Genomic DNA, 16,550 nt, shown 5'->3' on the forward strand with positions numbered 1-16,550 from the left:
GGTATATGAAAAAAGTATTTGTATTCGTAAGTATTTTCTTTTGTTGTTTCCTTTATAACGTTAAGGAAGGTTTTGCTGCTAGTTCAATGAAACCTAGCTTTGAAGTGAAGTTATTATTAAAGCCAGAACAAGTATTAGGTTATAACAAAGAGATGAAGCAAGAGGTACTAGAATATTTTCAGGCTGGTACAAATTATGAAAGAATACAGGTGCAATTTTTAGATACGGCAAATAAAAATTTAAGTAGTGAAGGTTGGTTTGCGAGAATTCGAAAGAAAGAATTTAGTAAAGATTTTGAGCTAACATATAAAAAAAGATATCCTACTCAAAATGGTGTAATTCAAGAAGCACTAGAAGTGGCTAAAAAGGATGGATTTGATAGTAAAACTGATAATTATGAGGCGGAAATAGATTGGGGATTTGAGAAGAAAACGTTAAGTATTTCAAATAAGAAAAGTTACAGTGCTAAAGGATATGGAGTACTTGATTTACCAAACGAACGAGTTGCTCAAAACATGTTAATAGAAAAGTTGCCAGGGAAAATGAACAAATGGTTGTATACGAATTGGGGAGAAGAAATGCTCAAGAATTCTCGTATTTATGGTCCTGTATTAATGAAACGGTATACAGGTGAATTTGAAAATATAAAAACGAATATTGAAATTTGGCCATTAAGTAATACCGGGAAGATAGAAGATGACTTCGTAATAGAAGTGTCGTTTAAAACAAATGAGGAAAGTATCGCGACAAAACAAAGAGAATTATTAATGGCGAGTATAGAGAAAAAAGGATGGTTGTTACCGAAAGATAGTTTGAAGACAGAGCTTATTTTTCAGTAAATAGGAAAGAAGGAATCTATGTGCCATGGATTCCTTCTTCTAATATATGAGCATTAAGCTAAATCAGCTGACACGAACATATCATTATTTTGAAGGTTTTTAGAGCGTAAACTATAAGCAACTACCTTCTTTTTATGTTGTTTTACTACATCAACATGCTCTTCATGACTATAAATATAAAATGTAAAATCTTTTTTGCCACGTTTTGCATTGATAATTAAAGGAGTGCCTTCATTGTGTGGTGGTGCATAATAGCGATCTAAAAATAATCCTTCGTTAAAATCATGAATAATTTTGGATTTCTTTTCGCCTTCTAAGTTATTTCCATTGATTGTAACAGTCACATTCTCTTCTTCAAGTTGTGGATGTGTTTCGTACTTGCTAATAATGGATTCAATAGCAGAGTTAGGAAGGCTAGAAACAATAATTTTAAATGCTCCAAATACAACTAACATTACAATAAACCAAGTCGTCATAGTATTTCATCCCCTTTATCCCACAGTAACGGTCCGTAAAATCCTGGTTGGTGCGGGCTAATAATCAGTGTGGGATAGATACCCCGTACTGACTAAAATTTCACTTTATCCTATTTAACAATATAACTCATGTGGCAATAGTACATATGGTGAAGTTTTGTATAATTTGTGAAAAATATTCCATTTTTATGAACGAAATATTAGAAAAATCAATTTTGTTACAAAAAGTTGAAATCGAAGTATTTTAAAAGAAAAAGGTTTATAATAAAAATATAACTAATAACAACATTACTAATTATAAGGAAGTGTAACTATGAGTACTGTAACAATCGTATATGGTATTATTCTTTCTACAATTATTGTTTTATTTATTGTCGGGGTATCGCGTTATATTCATAAGTGGAAAGAAGGAGTTGCGAAATTAAATCACATTGAAGAAGAACTTAGTGATTTAATGTTACATCATGGTAAGTAAAAAGTTTATTTTTTAACTAAATAATGTGAAAAAAATCACAAAACATGCTCTCATCATGAAGGCATGTTTTTTTGTTATGTTGTTAATAGGCACATTTATAAAATTTCCCCATACGATACAGTGTAAAATAAGAAATGTTCGGAGCGGGAAAGAGGGATTGAATGAGTAATTCAGGTTATGTTACAGATAATAAAAATTTAAAGAAAAGCTCAGGAACGCCAAATCTTTTCTTTGATTCGAGAAAAAATGTCTTTTTTAAAAGAGATGAGAAAAACGTTGCATATGAAGTTACCTCAACGCAGTTACCTGCGATGATAGGAGGGGCGTTTGTTGATTTGTTTATGACAAAAGGGCATATGCGGGAACCACATTGGCATCCGAATGCGTGGGAATTAGATGTTGTTGTATCAGGAGAAGCAGTTACATCCATTTTAAATCCCGAAACGAATCAATTGCAAAATTATCATGTGAAAGCGGGGCAAACTGTCTTTATTCCAATGGGATGGTGGCATTGGATTACAGCGGTAACAGAGGAAGTACAATTACATTTGTTCTTTAATAACGATCAGTTTGAAACAGCGGAGGGATCAGACATACTTAGATTAACACCGCCAGAAGTATTTCAAGCTGCATACGGTGTAAGTGCAGAAAAATTAGGAAAGGACCTTTCGCCAATTAAGGAGTCAGTTGTAATTGGTCCTCCTAACTCAAATCGACTAAATAGAGTTAAAGAAAGTGACGACTCAAATATAGTTGTTACGTTAAATGGACAAATAACATCATGTGAAATAGAGTAACTCTTTCTTTTTTTAGGAAGAGTTACTCTGTTTTGTATAATTTTGTATTTTTATTCGTTATAATTATTATATAGAAGGGAATTTATAGAGGGGGCATATTGTGAACATATTAAAGATTATAGGAATTGTTGCAGGAGTCATTGTAGTAGCTGTTATAGCTTTCTTTGTTATTATGAAGTACTATTTGTCAAAAGAAGATCCTGATTACGTATTAAACTACATAAAAGAACATAAAGGTGATGAAACATGTTCATTACTTATTAGAAAAAACGGTGAAGTAGTAACATCTGTAAATGAAAATAAAAAATTACCATTAGCAAGTACGGCAAAAATCGTAATAGCAGTTGAATTTGCTAAGCAAGTGTCAGAAGGAAAAATAAGTCGAGATGAACAAATTTCATTGCAGGATTTAGAAAAATATTATGTTAAAAACACTGATGGTGGAGCGCATCCTGACTGGTTAGAAGATTCAAAAGTGAGAGAGTTAGTGCAAAATGGACAGATTGCTTTAGAAGAAGTGGCTAAAGGGATGATTCATTATAGTTCTAATGCGAATACAACATATTTGTTAGATAAGCTTGGAATAGAAAGAGTAAATGATAGTTTAAAAGAGTTAGAACTTACTAGTCATGACAAGTTCTCTTCGTATACTGCTTCACTATATATGAGAGGGTATGTAGAAAAAGAGCTTAATGAGCCAGAAAATCAATCGTTAGAAATGATACGTAACATGTCTAATGATGAATATAATAAACACGTGTTACAAATACATGAATGGATGAAAGATGAAAGTGAATGGAAGAAACGTGATATACCATTAAAAATAGATATGGAATTCCAGCGTATTTGGTCAGATCGATTAGTGAGTGCAAATGCTAAAGATTATTTGAGTTTAATGGAAAAGATAAATAGTAGAAATTATTTTCCAAAATCAATGCAAGATGAAATTGATAATGTTTTTAAAGGAACAGTTGAAAATAGTAAGTTGGAATATGCTGGTCAAAAAGGTGGTTCTACCGCATTCGTATTGACAAAAAGTTTGTATACTACAGATAAGAAAGGGAATAAGGTAGAAGTTGTAATTATGTTTAACGATATAGAAGATCAAGTTGCATACCAAAAGCTGAGAAATAATATAGATTATTTTATTCAAGATGCTATAACAGATGAAGAATTCAGAAGAAAGTTATAATGGAATAATTTTATTATGTAAACAAAAGAGCGCTTTTTAAAAGGCGCTCTTTTCTATTCATGATACAGGATTTCCTATTTACTGCATGGAATATAGATTGAAACTAAGAAAGGAAGTTGAATAATGACTACAGTATATTTCGTTCGCCACGCTCACTCTACATATACAAAGGAAGAAAGGGAACGTCCCTTATCTGAAGAAGGAGAGATTGATGCAGGTAATGTAACAAGTTTGTTAAAGGATAAAAACATTGATGTTGTTATTTCTAGCCCGTATAAAAGGGCGATTCAAACCGTGCAAGGAATTGCGAATACATATAATTTATCAATACAACTGGAAGAAGATTTACGGGAAAGGTTGTTAAGTAAAGAGCCAGTAACAGATTTTAACGATGCTATTCAGAAGGTATGGGAAGACTGGACTTTTGCATACGAATGCGGAGAATCAAATGATGTAGCGCAAAGACGCGCTGTAATATGTATGCAAAATATATTAAAAAAATATAAAGGTAAGAATATTGTAATAGGTACTCATGGGAATATTATGGTATTACTAATGAATTATTTTGATTCGAAATATGGTTTTCAGTTTTGGAAAACCCTTCATATGCCAGATGTGTATAAATTAACTTTTGATAATAATTGTTTCAGTTCTGCTGAAAGAATACAGTCTACAGATTATCAGATAAATAATTTGTAAAAGTTTATCAAAAAAAGAGGAAAGGGAGAAGGTATTGTAGAAGTATGACTTTGTAACATAAAAAATATTGGTTAAAGGAGGCTGTTTACATGTTTGAAAAAGAGAAAGAAGGGCTTATTGAAGTTCACAACGTATATGAAATCGCACCAGCAGATGGAGCAATTATAGGTATGGCAACGGAAGAAGAAATGGAGATTGCTGCTGAACTAGAGTTACAGTACTATGCCCATTCTCGTTTATTAGAAGCAAATATTCAGTTAGACGGTTCCTCCTATAAAGAGTTACTTCAGGAGTTCCAGGAGTACGAAAGAAAATCAATGAACTTTTGGAGAGCAATACATAAACGTTTAGCTGTGCCGTGGGCATGGGTACTACGTATTGATGTTGCGAACGGTCCTATATATGTAAGCAATGGGAGTTCGTATTATGAAGAAGTCGATGATGAAGAAGACTATGAATAGATAAGTAAGGAAGCAGCTTTAGTTGCTTCCTTTTTTTATTTACAATAAGTGAATGGCTTCAATGATAGCATCTGGACGATCGTTTTCTATCCCGTGACTAGCATGTTCAGCCAAAATGTATTGGCTGTTTATTGAGAGATTTAATTGTTCACGAATAAGTTCTTGCCACATATCTTCAAGTTGTGTAGCTTCTTCTTTTGGCATACCGCCCTCAATCAATTGAGCAATAGAATATTGAGGATCTCTACCGATAACGATTAATGGTATTTCTAATGTTTTATGTTGTTTTTTTATTGAGCGAGCACAATTTTTCCACTCGGACAGTTCAGAAGCTGTCGCTTTATATAAGGAAGGAGATGTAGAAAATTTGATATGCTGTTTTGTTGTATTGACGAGCATAGGTTTTAGTTCAGTATAAAGCGCGTCTGCATCCATGTTGGAGTAGGTATGATATTTTTGTAGCCACATATCATCAGAATCAGTTTGATCAGAAACCGGTAAATGCAGTTCATCTAATCGGTGTAAGTTCATGGAAGTAGAATCAACTAAAAGAAGTGCTTGCAGCCTATCTTCATGTAACATTGCAAAATGTTGTGCGCATAAACCTCCATAGGAATGACCGATTAAAATGATTGGCTCATAAATATCTAGTTCATGTAGTAACATATGTAGTTCTTTTATAACTTGCATTGTTGTACGTCGATTAGTTCCTAGCTCACTTTTTCCGTAACCTGGGCGATGATATGAAATGACTGTGAATTTTTGTGAAAGCTTTTCTATAATAGGAAGCCAATCGTAAAATGAGCAGCCCATTCCTGTTTGAATGACTACAGTTTGTTTACTGCTACCGCTCATGTATACTTCTACAGTTTGTCCAAATATCTCTACTGATCTATTAATAGTAATTCCCCCTAAGCTTGAAATACTTTTTGGCAAGTAAAGACGATACACCAGGCGCATATGCCGAAGAGTATAGATGTACTAAGTGAAAAGGAGTTTTTTAAACCGATATAAACAATAAATAATAGTAGTGCGGATGCAGGAAATCCATATAATACACCTAAAGCGAATTGACTTAATTCTTGTTTACTCCCACCTTCGAAAGAAATCCAAAATAGGCTTAGTAAACTAACGAGTGGAAGGGCAGCAATAAAGCCGCCTATCGTACTATAATGTTTAGCGACTTCAGTAATAACGCCGATAATAAGTGCCGAAACGATTACTTTAACGAGGAAATGCATATTTTGCCTCCTTCGCTAATAACGAAAAGGCTTTTTCAATTAATTGTTGTTCTTCTTTTGATAACTGTGATTCTAATATTTTTATCTTTTCTTTATCTAGTAAAGTATGTTTTTCTAATACTTCAATGCCTTCTTTCGTTAAAGTAAGGTTTACAACCCTTTCATCGTGTTTGTTTCTTTCTTTTATAATAAATCCTTTTTGAATAAGGCGCTTTACGTGTTCAGATGCTGTGTTATGAGAGAGACTAAGCTCAGTAGCAACTTTTCCAATTGTTATATCTTTCTCACGAGAAACGATTTGTAAAATACGAATAGCTTGGTGAGAAAGGTTGTCTTCATATTCATATCGTAAGTGATAATAAATCCTTTCCCAATGTTGATTAATGTCTTTCATAATGATAAATCCTCCTATTTTTATATCGTATAGTAAGATATATTCGTTGATTAAGAAGTAAAATCCTTTTATTTTCATTAAAAATGTTGAAAAAGTTTATTTTTATTGAAATATAAGGTAATCTATGTGTAAAGGTATACATTTAGCAAGAGAGAGGATGATAGCTGTGAATACATTTAAATGGATTAGTCATGAAAAGATGTATGTAGATCAAATACATGTTGAAAAATGTGGTCCTCTTTCAGTCGGCGTATATGGAGGAAATCAAGAGAGTGATGCATATGAAAGAGGAGATGCAGTGCTAGCTTGGTGGGATCCGAAATTAGAATTTGAATTTGTTATGATTTTTGATACACATCATAAAACGAAAAATATACATTATATAATAGAAGCGATTTCAGAAAGAGAAGAAAAACTAAAAGAGTTATTTTCATACCCAATCCATTTAGCTTTTCATCATACACATATGTATTTATTAGCGTTATTTACAGATGAGCTATTTATCGAGAAATGTGACCAAGATGATGAGGAACTTGCATGTTTAATTTGTTTACGAAAAGGCGAGTTCTTATATTGGCTATCAGTTGGTGATTGCTTTGCGTATTTATTCCATTCAGAGCAAACGAAAAATGGAAAAGGTAGGCTAAATAAGCGTAAGAACTATGAGTATATAGGAAGAAAAAATGTTTTTGCAGCGAATACACCTTGTTTTACATCAGGGGTAAGGGGATTAGAAAAAGGTCAGAATCACATTGTAATGGCAACGGATGGTATTTTAGAGTGTGATAAACTAAAGTTTGATGATGATCAATCTTTAGTAGAAATATTACACGACGGATCTTGTTTACAGATTGAGCCTGTATTAACAAATGTACTTCAGTGGAAAGGTAGAGATTGTGCCACTATTATTGGATGGTCCATCGATACTGAAAATAGACAATGTGCCAATTAATAAATGAAAGAGAGTTCAAGGGTTTTTGTCCTTGAACTCTTTTTTGTTAAGCAATATGAATATGATACGTTTTTAACCATTCATTTACTTGTAGCATATACTCCATAGCACTTCTTGCTTCAAAATTGGTAATCTCTTTGTTACTTTGATCAGCAATTGCAAGTAATATGGAATGGTTAATGAGTGAGAAAACAGGATTATTTTTATTGCTGCACATATCAAGCGTTAAATTGCGGATTGTTTGTAAATAGTGTGGATCCTGTGAAGTAGGATAAGCGCTTTTTCTTCTATTTCGCACATCATCAGGTAAAGCCGGTTTCAGTGCTCTACGTAAAATACCTTTTTCAATATTATCAATACTTTTGACGTTAAAAGGTACGTTCCATAAATATTCAACTAATCTATAATCACAAAACGGTACACGAACTTCAAATCCGACAGCCATACTCATACGGTCTTTACGGTCGAGTAAGAACGGAAGGAATCGTGTTAAAAATAAATAAAACATTTGACGCTGTTTCGCTTCTTTTTTGTTTTCGCCTTCAAGAGTAGGTACTTCAAGAGCAGCCTCATGGAATCGTTTATTAATATAATGCTCAGGATTACATTGATTTGTTACTTCGCTTAATAATAGAGAAGATGTGTTTTTCCAGTTTGTTAACCACGGAAACTTATCTACATATAATAGTTCTTCTTGATGAAACCAAGGATATCCCCCGAATACTTCATCAGCAGATTCTCCAGATAAAGCTACGGTTGCATCTTTTTTCATTTCGCAAAATAGTAAATAAAGTGAAGTTTCCATTTCACCAGCACTGGGTAAATCTTTCGCGTGAAGGGGAACGAATAAGTGATTTGCTAACTCTTCAGCATTCACAATAATGTCATGATGCGATGTCCCTACATGTTCAGAAACACGTTTTACCCAAGGAGCATCTAGACCAGTTCGAGCAAATGTCAGCTCGAAATCTTTTGCGCTGTTTACAAAATCAATTGAATACGTGTGAAGTGTTTTGTTTTCCTCTGCAAATTCTTTACCCGCAAGTGCAGTAATACCGCTAGAGTCTAATCCGCCTGATAACATACAGACGAGAGGAACATCGGCAATTAATTGTCTTTTTACTGTATCTTGTAAAATAGATAAAATATGAGAAGATGTGTCTTGGGTAGAGTCTGTATGGATCTTACTTTCTAAATTCCAATACTTCTTAACCACTTTTTTATCACGTGTGAATGTTATAGAATGTCCAGCACGAACTTCTTGAATATGTTTAAAGACGCCACATCCTGGAGTTCGAAATAAGCCTAATCCAAATATTTCATTTATTCCATCCGCATCAATTTCAGCAGGAACAGATGGATGAGCTAATAATGCTTTTATTTCAGATCCGAAAATAATACTGTCATTTCTTTCTGTATAAAAGAGTGGCTTTACGCCTAAATGATCACGTGCTAAAAACAGTTGTTGCTTCTGATCATCCCATAAGGCGAAAGCGAAAATTCCGTTTAAATGTTGTACGCAGTCTTCTTTCCATTCTAAATAAGCATGTAGTAATACTTCTGTATCTGAATGCGTTTCAAATGCATGACCACATTTTCGTAGTTGCTCTCTCAGTTCACGAAAATTATAAATTTCTCCATTATAAGTAAGAGCATACGTATAATCACCAGCACGAAATGTCTTCGGCTGCGTCCCGCCTTCTGGGTCAATAACAATTAAACGTCGGTGTGCAAAAGCCGCATGAGGTGAAAACCAAAATCCTTCAGCATCAGGACCGCGATGCTGAATACTATTCGCCATCTTTTCTAAAATAACATGTTCATTTGAAAGATCTTTCTTCCAATCTACCCAACCTGTAATTCCACACATACAAATTTCATCTCCTAATTTAAAATTATAAAAGTAGATTAATTAAATGAAATGTACACTAGGTTAAAGAGTGTCTGCATAAATAGTGTACTACACTAATTGAATTACAGACTTGAGAAAATTTTCTTCAAGCTTATATTTATATGAGACAATGGCTAAGGAAAAGTATTCCATTATATACAAAAAATAAAAAAAGATGAGAGAAAAAAATTTCCAAAACGTTATATAGGGTGTAAAAGCGTTTATAAAAAAATAAGGGGAATCGCTACATGAAATCAAATGAGAAAAATTTTATAAAAAGATTACAACGGCAAAAAGAAGATGCGCTAGAATTCGTTGTCGATACATACTTACCACTCATAAAAGGAATCACGCACAAAGTTCTTCTTCCAGTTCAAAATGATGGACTCATAGAGGAATGTGTAAACGATATATTTCTTTCCATTTGGAATAACGCAAATAAATTTCATGGAGAGCCAAATGATTTTAAAAAATGGATTGCGGCAATTGCGAAGTTTAAAGCGATTGATTATTACCGGAAAGCGACTAGGAAAGTAGAAATTATTTCAGATGAGTTTCATATTAGTACAGAAAAGTCAGCGGAAGACGAATTAATCGTTATGGAAGATAGGGAAGAATTATTGAAGCTTATTAATCAATTAGAACCGCTAGATCAAAAAGTGTTCATTATGAAATATCTTCTCGGTATGAAGACAGAGGAAATAGGTGACAAATTAGGATTAACCAGGGCAGCGATAGATAATCGTGTGTACCGGGGAAAAAAGAAACTACAACAAAATGCTACGAATATTAGTTTTGGAGGTAGTGCAATATGAAAGACATTTATGAACTATTAAATGACATTGATATAGATGAAAAAGAACTTGAGGAAATTGAGGCTTCTGAAATTGAAAAAGAAAAAGTAAAACGTAATGTAAAACAATCGATACGTATGAAGAAAAAGATGAAAAGTTGGAAAAAGGGTGTTGCTGCAGCATCTATTTTAGTAGGGTTATCAGTTGCAACGCTTGGTATTGGGTTTCCTACATATGCTGGAGGATTGCCAATTGTAGGTGATATATTCCGATTTTTAGATAATGGTAGAACAGGGCTATATGAAAATTATAAAGCTGATGTAGAGAAGACAACGGAGCTTCATTATAATTATAAACAATACGCAATAGTACTAAATATGATAAAAGAAAGCAATGGAATTAAGATAACGATAAATGATGCGACTTTCGATGGGAAGACAGTATCGATAAACTATTCTATAGAAAGTAACAGAGATTTAGGCAAAAATCCAAGTACATTAGATTTTTTAACTATTAAAGGAGCAGGTGCCCAATCAGGAAGCAATAAAATTACTAAAGTCGCTGATAGAAAATATACAGGTGTAATAAAAACAAGTAGCGATCTAGTTAGTAGTAAAGAAACTACAGTGAACATTGAATGGAGTATAAAAAGTATAGATATTTTAGAAACAGAAGAAACGATAAAGGGGGATTGGAATTTTAAGATTAATCTAAGAGGAATAGAAAATAAAGAGCAATTGATTAGAGGTAGTACAGAAAAAGATGGTGTAAAAGTAAATATGGAGAGAATGGAAATAACACCAATGTCGTTTATTTTATACTACAACCAAGAAGTATCTCAAGAAATAAGGGGTGTATGGGATGGAGTGGATATCGATTTAGAAGTGAGGGATGATTTAGGTAATCAGTATTCTGGGGAAGGAAATGGAGGCTCAGGTGAGGATTCTTATAATTTTAATTGGAGTAAAACATTCCAACAACTCAATGAGAATGCAACCAAGCTAATAATAACGCCTCACGTTAATTTAAGAATTCACACTCCTGAAAATTATGGTTCGGTAACAATAGTTGGAGGACAAGTAAAGGAGAGTTTCGTGTCTCGAAAACTGGGTGGCAATAAGGGTATTGTGTTAGATGATATTGTCATTGATTTAAAGAAATAAATAAAGAGACTGCCTAAAAACATTAGGCAGTCTCTTTTTCGTTAAAAACTAGTTACGAGTAACGCATGCGGATGCTGCGTTTTATACTCATCTTTCCACGGAATATTTAGTTGTTCCCACGATTCGCCGCTATCATTGGATTGAAAGACGCCATTATTATTTAAAGTGTAAAACGTATGTGGTTCGGCTGGATTTGTAGCAAACATCGAAATGACTGTACCAATTGCAGATGGTAGTCCTTGCTGCACTTGCTCGAACGGAGTATCTTTCGTTTTCCGATAAATATAAGATTCATAAGGAATACGGTGATGAGCAAGGTCGGCACTTGGTGCGGCAGAAACGAGAATTGTATCGCAATCAGCCGGATCGATAGCCATGCTGTATAAATAATGATGCTCAAGTCCGTCACTACATGAGATCCAGCTGTTTCCACTGTTATAACTTTCAAGATATGCACGATCAGGTCCGCCCATAAATCCGTCACCACATGATGCATAAAGGCGATTTGGAGCTTCAGGGTGCATAAGCAGTTGATGAGCATCAATAGGAGCACCGAACTTTTTATCAATCCATGTATGCCCTCTATCATTACTTTGAATAACAGCACCAGCTTCGATTGAAACATGGAGTGTATTTGGATTGTTTGGATCAACTGTAATCCAGCGTACGTGATGGGTAAAAGGTCTAGGCGGAAAAGCCCACGTATAGGAAGATAATAATGATTTCATATTTTTAAGTTCAGTCCACGTTTCACCACCATTTTCTGAACGGAATAAAGCACTAGGTTCTGTACCGACATAAACGACACCATATCCGTTAACTTGTTCATTAGGGCTTATCGTAATGGAAGTAATCGAAGAATGTAAAATACCATCCTCTTTAGGGAAATCAAAGTAACGATATGAATCTCCAATTGGTCTCCACGAATCCCCGCCATCGTCACTTAGCCATAAACCTCGTCCAAATGTGCCGCAATAAACACGATTTGTTTGGAATGGATCAACCACAATACAGGTAGGTTGCATATTTTGTAAATGATATGTGGTTTCATAGTTACCATATTGTTCTTTTACTACAACAAGTTCACGCTCCATGCAGAGAAATAGTCGTTTCAATTTTGTAGCCCCCTTAAAAATTCTTTCATTAGTAAACAATATGAAAATAAAAAAGAAGTAGTCTTGTTTTTAGTTGAGAAAAAGGACTTGTTTGAAAAGTAGCGAAGTTTGTATACAGAGGAAGCGGGATAAAGTGAAACTTTAATCAGTGGGGTATTGTTCATCTTCTACGGATTAGTAGCATTCACTATCGGGCGTTAATGGGGGATAAAGATAGGGAATGTGTTTCATACTAACATGCAGATATTGCACTTAAAGGAGTATTTGTATGGGACACTCACATGATCACGGTCATTCAAAAAATAAAAAAGCGTTATTAATTGCCTTCTTATTAACAACAAGTTTTATGATTGCTGAAGTTATTGGCGGATTTGTAACAAATAGCTTAGCACTATTGTCTGACGCAGGGCATATGTTAAGTGATGCAGTATCCTTAGCTTTAAGTTTACTTGCGTTCAAGCTTGGGGAAAAAACGGCAACGGCCGCGAAAACATATGGGTATAAGCGAGTCGAAATGTTAGTGGCATTATGTAATGGTGTCGTTCTTATTGTCATTTCAGTATATATTTTTATTGAAGCAATTCGTCGTTTTAAGGAACCAGTTGAAATCGCTAGTAATGGAATGCTCATTATTGCTGTGCTTGGTCTGCTTATTAATATTGTATCAGCTTGGATATTAATGAGAGGCGGAGATGTGAAAGGTAATTTAAATTTAAGAAGTGCGTTCTTACATGTACTAGGCGATTTATTAGGTTCAGTTGGAGCGATTATTGCTGCGTTACTTATTAAATTTTTTGGATGGGCTGCTGCAGATGCGGTTGCTAGTATTCTTGTGTCTATTTTAGTCATTATAAGTGGATGGCGTGTAACACGTGATACAGTTCATATATTAATGGAAGGTGCACCGCAGCACATAGATGCTGAAGAGGTGAAAAATACATTATTAAATATTACTATTGTAAAAGAAGTTCATGATTTACATATATGGTCTGTAACATCAGATTTTCAAGTATTAACTTGCCATCTTATTATCGAAGGTAATGAAACGCAAAGCGTATTGAAAGAAGCAACGGATGTATTAAAGGGGAAATTTCATGTAGAACATGTCACCATTCAAGTTGAAATAGAAGGTGAATTTAACCATAATGAGACAACTTGCAAAGTATGAAAGAAAAAGGGTATGAAAAAATGTCATAACATTTTTCGCGTGGCATACATATATATAATGTGGCCACAAATACTTTGTAAGGTAAATATTTCATAAGATTACTTTACTTATTAAGAATCATCTTTTATAATCAAAAGTGGTAATTGATAAAGATTATCATTTTCAATGATCGTAGAAAGGAGTTTTTTAAAAGATGAGTAGTCAACTCCGTTTTGCTGTTGAAAATCGTAAGAGACATTTAATTGATGAGTTAATTGGAGCAGGGGTGTTTAAGATTCGCGACCGACAATTATACGAGCTGTCTTTAGAGGAATTGGAAAAAGAGTACGAGCATATTGAAGATTACGCAAATATTCAGGCATAGCACATAGATTATTAAAGAAGGAGCTGGTTACACTTTTGTGTAACCAGCTTTATTATTTCATAGAAATTATTTTTTGTATTTCTTTCATTGGACGGAGCCAGTTTTGAGACATCATTTGTTCCATTCGTTTTTCATCCTGTTTTTGTAGTGCTTGAATTATAGAGTGATGTTCTTTAATAGATTGACTTGCAGGCACGAAGTTTTGGAAAAATAAATATTCAAGGCGTAAAATGTGAAGTTGCATATTTTCTAGAAAAGGTTCAATATATCGGTTTTTAGCAATAGAAGTAATTGTATTGTGAAATCGTATATCTAGTTCTAAAGCTTTTTTTGAATCTTTTTCATGTATAGATTGTTGAAAAGCATCATTTATCTCGGAAAGTAGTTTAATATCAGCGTCTGTAACTTTTTGAAGTGCTTGCTTTCCTATAATTGAGTGAAGACCAGCTATCGTCTCATAAATGATAGATACGTCGTCTAACTTAATAGGCGCGATTTTCGTTTTTTGCCCAGGTACCATTTCAACTAATCCAGAAAGCTCTAAAATTTGTAAAGCTTCTCTAACAGGTGTTCTGCTTACTCCTAGTGCTTCTGCCAATTCCCCATCATTTATTTTCTCATCAGGTCGTAAAACACCTTCTATAATCCAATCTTGCAGTTGATTTAAAACGAGTGACTTTGCTGAAACTCTTCCTGGTTTTTTATAATTTTGAGGGACAGGCATAGTGAATTCAATCCTTTCATTGTATATGTTTCTTTTTCGTATTAACAAGCTTTAATTTTGGTTTTCCTTTATCCGGTTTTTGGCTTAATATGAGCACCATTACAATTACACAAAAAGCACCTAATAACTGAAAAGATTGAAACGGTACGTGCAAAATAAGCACAGAAGAAATAATAGCTGCGAGTGGTTCTGTACAGCCAAATAATGTTGTTTCTTTAGGCGTAAGGTATCTTATGCTATCTAAGTATAAATAAAATGCGATGAGTGTCCCGAAAATGACGACAAATGTAATGAGCGGGAGGGTACTTAGTTTTACATATTTCATAGTTGATAATAAAATGAATTCGTTTGTGGAAATAAAGTGTAAAATCGTTACGCCAATCCCCCCAATGATCATCCCCCATCCAACGATAACGGATGAAGACCACTTTTCTAACAATTCTTTTGAATACAAACTATAAAATGCAAGAGATAGTCCAGATAAAATGCCCCAAATGATAGCAGGTGTAGATACAGCTAAGTTATGAACAGAACCGTTTGTTAATAGGAGAAAAGTCCCTACTAATGAGAGGGTAATTGAAATATAATCAATTTTTGATGGACGAACGCTCCATTTGAAAAGTAAGTATACAGTGATAAATATAGGGGCTAAATATTGTAACAAAGTTGCAACAGCAGCGTTTCCTTCTTTAATAGAAGCGAAGTACGTGTACTGTACAGCAAGCATGCCTAAAAGACCGAACAAAATTATCTTATTTGCATCAGACTTTCGTTTCCAAATTCCAAATATTTCTTTTTTGTTCGCTCCGAATGATGACATAATGAGCAAAATAGCACCGGATATAAGCAAACGGATTGTAACTAACCATTCAGTAGAAACGTTTTCGAATTGAAAAAGTTGTTGCGCAGCTGTTCCGGATAAGCCCCATAAACAAGCACCGATTATGACCATTATAATTCCTTTTAATCGATTTGGATCCATAAAATATATAGTCCTCCTTTCAAAAAAATATATATTAGATACAATATGCAATATATCACGAAATGGAGTATTAATAAACTGAAATTTCTAATTAAAAATAAAATTGTTTAGTAAGAACGATCATCTTTTTTGTGTATAGTAAAATATCGTAGGGGAGAGTTATATGCTAGCAGGATTTTTGGTTTGTTTATTTGTTGGATTACTTATCATTTTTTTAGGCTATCAAATACATGTGAAAAAGAGATTGTTTTTGTTGGCAGGCTATCAGGAAGAAACGTTTGTTGGAGATAAAAATAAATTAGCGAAGCTTTCAGGTGTGTTTTCCTATATAGTCGGAGTTGCTACTATACTATTACCGTTTGGCTTAGAAAAAATAGGTGATGTAGTTGGTATCGTATATGCTATCTTAATTGTTTTAGGTACAATTGTGTTTCTTATTAAAGCAAATATGTTAAATAAGAGTACTACAAAGTGAAAAAGGCTCCATGCTACGGAAGCCTTTTTATTATGAAGTGAAAGTAAAAGCGGGAATAGGATCAACAAATGTATTTCAATCTTGTTTCATTTCTTTTTCTGTTAATAGAACGATTCATATCGATGCCGATAAATACAAGTTCAGTTATTTGATCTCCATATCGTTCATCCAAGTTTTTCAATGCTTCTGGTTCTAAGGAATGCTATTTCCACTTGTGAAAATAAGTAAAGTAGAGAAGATTAAGAAGCCAGCAAATCCATATGTATATGAAGAATTACCCCAATAAGAATGGGGTAATTCTTCATCTTTTTATGAAATATAATCATAATCGCGGCGCCAAAAAAATAA

Annotated in this window: 21 protein-coding genes and 1 pseudogene; 13 read left to right on the plus strand and 9 right to left on the minus strand. The window is 33.8% G+C overall.

Annotated elements, in window-relative coordinates:
- Nucleotides 1–5 precede the first annotated feature (5 nt).
- Entirely contained in the window at nt 6–839 is an 834-nt protein-coding gene (locus tag MKX37_RS08480; protein WP_078421924.1) for a hypothetical protein, read from the plus strand.
- A 53-nt stretch (nt 840–892) separates the two neighbouring features.
- On the opposite strand, the gene MKX37_RS08485 is transcribed toward MKX37_RS08480, so the two are convergent.
- On the minus strand, nt 893–1,315 hold the full coding sequence (locus tag MKX37_RS08485; RefSeq protein WP_002011948.1) for a YfmQ family protein: 423 nt from the start codon (nt 1,313–1,315) through the stop codon (nt 893–895).
- 131 nt (nt 1,316–1,446) lie between these two features.
- On the opposite strand from MKX37_RS08485, the gene MKX37_RS08490 reads away from it, so the two are divergent.
- From MKX37_RS08490 to MKX37_RS08515, 6 genes are all read left to right on the plus strand, one after another.
- On the plus strand, nt 1,447–1,563 hold the full coding sequence (locus MKX37_RS08490; RefSeq protein ID WP_002031004.1) for a hypothetical protein: 117 nt from the start codon (nt 1,447–1,449) through the stop codon (nt 1,561–1,563).
- A gap of 65 nt (nt 1,564–1,628) precedes the next feature.
- A complete protein-coding gene (locus tag MKX37_RS08495) occupies nt 1,629–1,790 on the plus strand; it encodes a hypothetical protein (protein ID WP_000109008.1) in 162 nt (53 codons plus the stop codon).
- Nucleotides 1,791–1,951: 161 nt separating this feature from the next.
- Complete coding sequence (locus MKX37_RS08500; RefSeq protein WP_002086416.1) at nt 1,952–2,587, plus strand: cupin domain-containing protein; 636 nt, start codon at nt 1,952–1,954, stop codon at nt 2,585–2,587.
- 100 nt (nt 2,588–2,687) lie between these two features.
- Nucleotides 2,688–3,779 carry a serine hydrolase gene (locus tag MKX37_RS08505; RefSeq protein ID WP_002086414.1) on the plus strand — a complete coding sequence of 364 codons (1,092 nt, stop codon included), beginning with the start codon at nt 2,688–2,690 and terminating at the stop codon, nt 3,777–3,779.
- A 123-nt stretch (nt 3,780–3,902) separates the two neighbouring features.
- Nucleotides 3,903–4,478: a histidine phosphatase family protein gene (locus MKX37_RS08510; protein WP_078178300.1), complete on the plus strand. Its 576-nt coding sequence runs from the start codon at nt 3,903–3,905 to the stop codon at nt 4,476–4,478.
- 89 nt (nt 4,479–4,567) lie between these two features.
- A complete protein-coding gene (locus MKX37_RS08515; protein ID WP_000461762.1) occupies nt 4,568–4,939 on the plus strand; it encodes a hypothetical protein in 372 nt (123 codons plus the stop codon).
- Nucleotides 4,940–4,978: 39 nt separating this feature from the next.
- Here the strand turns inward: MKX37_RS08515 and MKX37_RS08520 are convergent, their stop codons facing one another.
- From MKX37_RS08520 to MKX37_RS08530, 3 genes are read right to left on the minus strand one after another with little or no spacing between them, the layout of a single operon-like run.
- Nucleotides 4,979–5,899, minus strand: a complete 921-nt coding sequence (locus tag MKX37_RS08520) for an alpha/beta fold hydrolase (protein WP_078421923.1) — start codon at nt 5,897–5,899, stop codon at nt 4,979–4,981.
- Entirely contained in the window at nt 5,851–6,180 is a 330-nt protein-coding gene (locus MKX37_RS08525; RefSeq protein ID WP_002086410.1) for a DUF3147 family protein, read from the minus strand. The genes MKX37_RS08520 and MKX37_RS08525 overlap by 49 nt, the downstream gene beginning before the upstream one ends.
- Nucleotides 6,164–6,574: a MarR family winged helix-turn-helix transcriptional regulator gene (locus MKX37_RS08530; RefSeq protein WP_078206721.1), complete on the minus strand. Its 411-nt coding sequence runs from the start codon at nt 6,572–6,574 to the stop codon at nt 6,164–6,166. Before MKX37_RS08530 ends, MKX37_RS08525 begins: the two co-directional genes overlap by 17 nt.
- A gap of 124 nt (nt 6,575–6,698) precedes the next feature.
- Between MKX37_RS08530 and MKX37_RS08535 the strand changes: the two genes are divergently transcribed.
- Nucleotides 6,699–7,526 (plus strand): protein phosphatase 2C domain-containing protein, encoded by an 828-nt coding sequence (locus MKX37_RS08535; RefSeq protein WP_002012083.1) that lies wholly within the window; start codon nt 6,699–6,701, stop codon nt 7,524–7,526.
- 46 nt (nt 7,527–7,572) lie between these two features.
- Here MKX37_RS08535 and asnB read toward each other — a convergent pair whose 3' ends face one another.
- Nucleotides 7,573–9,396 (minus strand): asparagine synthase (glutamine-hydrolyzing), encoded by a 1,824-nt coding sequence (gene asnB / locus MKX37_RS08540; protein WP_078421922.1) that lies wholly within the window; start codon nt 9,394–9,396, stop codon nt 7,573–7,575.
- Nucleotides 9,397–9,665: 269 nt separating this feature from the next.
- Between asnB and MKX37_RS08545 the strand changes: the two genes are divergently transcribed.
- On the plus strand, nt 9,666–10,232 hold the full coding sequence (locus MKX37_RS08545; RefSeq protein ID WP_002189106.1) for a sigma-70 family RNA polymerase sigma factor: 567 nt from the start codon (nt 9,666–9,668) through the stop codon (nt 10,230–10,232).
- Nucleotides 10,229–11,374, plus strand: a complete 1,146-nt coding sequence (locus tag MKX37_RS08550) for a DUF4179 domain-containing protein (protein WP_002126679.1) — start codon at nt 10,229–10,231, stop codon at nt 11,372–11,374. The genes MKX37_RS08545 and MKX37_RS08550 overlap by 4 nt, the downstream gene beginning before the upstream one ends.
- Before the next feature lie 41 nt (nt 11,375–11,415).
- Here MKX37_RS08550 and MKX37_RS08555 read toward each other — a convergent pair whose 3' ends face one another.
- Complete coding sequence (locus tag MKX37_RS08555; RefSeq protein WP_078178296.1) at nt 11,416–12,489, minus strand: WD40/YVTN/BNR-like repeat-containing protein; 1,074 nt, start codon at nt 12,487–12,489, stop codon at nt 11,416–11,418.
- A 268-nt stretch (nt 12,490–12,757) separates the two neighbouring features.
- On the opposite strand from MKX37_RS08555, the gene MKX37_RS08560 reads away from it, so the two are divergent.
- Nucleotides 12,758–13,657 carry a cation diffusion facilitator family transporter gene (locus MKX37_RS08560; RefSeq protein WP_078421921.1) on the plus strand — a complete coding sequence of 300 codons (900 nt, stop codon included), beginning with the start codon at nt 12,758–12,760 and terminating at the stop codon, nt 13,655–13,657.
- A 193-nt stretch (nt 13,658–13,850) separates the two neighbouring features.
- Entirely contained in the window at nt 13,851–14,021 is a 171-nt protein-coding gene (fbpA, locus tag MKX37_RS08565) for a Fur-regulated basic protein FbpA (RefSeq protein WP_002012091.1), read from the plus strand.
- A gap of 52 nt (nt 14,022–14,073) precedes the next feature.
- Here the strand turns inward: fbpA and MKX37_RS08570 are convergent, their stop codons facing one another.
- Both MKX37_RS08570 and MKX37_RS08575 read right to left on the minus strand, forming a co-directional pair.
- Nucleotides 14,074–14,745 (minus strand): GntR family transcriptional regulator, encoded by a 672-nt coding sequence (locus tag MKX37_RS08570; protein ID WP_002030983.1) that lies wholly within the window; start codon nt 14,743–14,745, stop codon nt 14,074–14,076.
- A 16-nt stretch (nt 14,746–14,761) separates the two neighbouring features.
- Nucleotides 14,762–15,727, minus strand: a complete 966-nt coding sequence (locus tag MKX37_RS08575) for a DMT family transporter (RefSeq protein ID WP_078421920.1) — start codon at nt 15,725–15,727, stop codon at nt 14,762–14,764.
- A gap of 163 nt (nt 15,728–15,890) precedes the next feature.
- Here MKX37_RS08575 and MKX37_RS08580 point away from each other — a divergent pair, with 163 nt between their 5' ends.
- A complete protein-coding gene (locus MKX37_RS08580; protein ID WP_002064702.1) occupies nt 15,891–16,202 on the plus strand; it encodes a DUF3784 domain-containing protein in 312 nt (103 codons plus the stop codon).
- Between the two features lie 75 nt (nt 16,203–16,277).
- Here the strand turns inward: MKX37_RS08580 and MKX37_RS08585 are convergent.
- Nucleotides 16,278–16,395 (minus strand): annotated as a pseudogene (locus MKX37_RS08585) (GTP-binding protein); the annotation flags it as partial.
- Nucleotides 16,396–16,550: the final 155 nt, after the last annotated feature.

Source organism: Bacillus sp. FSL R5-0709 (genome assembly GCF_038004785.1).
GTDB classification, from domain to species: Bacteria; Bacillota; Bacilli; order Bacillales; family Bacillaceae_G; genus Bacillus_A; species Bacillus_A mycoides.

Bases quoted from the DNA above. Each gene is read 5' to 3' on its own strand.
- MKX37_RS08480 (WP_078421924.1), top strand. From the start codon at position 6: ATGAAAAAAGTATTTGTATTCGTAAGTATTTTCTTTTGTTGTTTCCTT.
- MKX37_RS08485 (WP_002011948.1), bottom strand. From the start codon at position 1,315: ATGACGACTTGGTTTATTGTAATGTTAGTTGTATTTGGAGCATTTAAA.
- MKX37_RS08495 (WP_000109008.1), top strand. From the start codon at position 1,629: ATGAGTACTGTAACAATCGTATATGGTATTATTCTTTCTACAATTATT.
- MKX37_RS08500 (WP_002086416.1), top strand. From the start codon at position 1,952: ATGAGTAATTCAGGTTATGTTACAGATAATAAAAATTTAAAGAAAAGC.
- MKX37_RS08510 (WP_078178300.1), top strand. From the start codon at position 3,903: ATGACTACAGTATATTTCGTTCGCCACGCTCACTCTACATATACAAAG.
- MKX37_RS08515 (WP_000461762.1), top strand. From the start codon at position 4,568: ATGTTTGAAAAAGAGAAAGAAGGGCTTATTGAAGTTCACAACGTATAT.
- MKX37_RS08520 (WP_078421923.1), bottom strand. From the start codon at position 5,899: ATGCGCCTGGTGTATCGTCTTTACTTGCCAAAAAGTATTTCAAGCTTA.
- MKX37_RS08525 (WP_002086410.1), bottom strand. From the start codon at position 6,180: ATGCATTTCCTCGTTAAAGTAATCGTTTCGGCACTTATTATCGGCGTT.
- MKX37_RS08530 (WP_078206721.1), bottom strand. From the start codon at position 6,574: ATGAAAGACATTAATCAACATTGGGAAAGGATTTATTATCACTTACGA.
- MKX37_RS08535 (WP_002012083.1), top strand. From the start codon at position 6,699: ATGTGTAAAGGTATACATTTAGCAAGAGAGAGGATGATAGCTGTGAAT.
- asnB (WP_078421922.1), bottom strand. From the start codon at position 9,396: ATGTGTGGAATTACAGGTTGGGTAGATTGGAAGAAAGATCTTTCAAAT.
- MKX37_RS08545 (WP_002189106.1), top strand. From the start codon at position 9,666: ATGAAATCAAATGAGAAAAATTTTATAAAAAGATTACAACGGCAAAAA.
- MKX37_RS08550 (WP_002126679.1), top strand. From the start codon at position 10,229: ATGAAAGACATTTATGAACTATTAAATGACATTGATATAGATGAAAAA.
- MKX37_RS08560 (WP_078421921.1), top strand. From the start codon at position 12,758: ATGGGACACTCACATGATCACGGTCATTCAAAAAATAAAAAAGCGTTA.
- fbpA (WP_002012091.1), top strand. From the start codon at position 13,851: ATGAGTAGTCAACTCCGTTTTGCTGTTGAAAATCGTAAGAGACATTTA.
- MKX37_RS08570 (WP_002030983.1), bottom strand. From the start codon at position 14,745: ATGCCTGTCCCTCAAAATTATAAAAAACCAGGAAGAGTTTCAGCAAAG.
- MKX37_RS08575 (WP_078421920.1), bottom strand. From the start codon at position 15,727: ATGGATCCAAATCGATTAAAAGGAATTATAATGGTCATAATCGGTGCT.
- MKX37_RS08580 (WP_002064702.1), top strand. From the start codon at position 15,891: ATGCTAGCAGGATTTTTGGTTTGTTTATTTGTTGGATTACTTATCATT.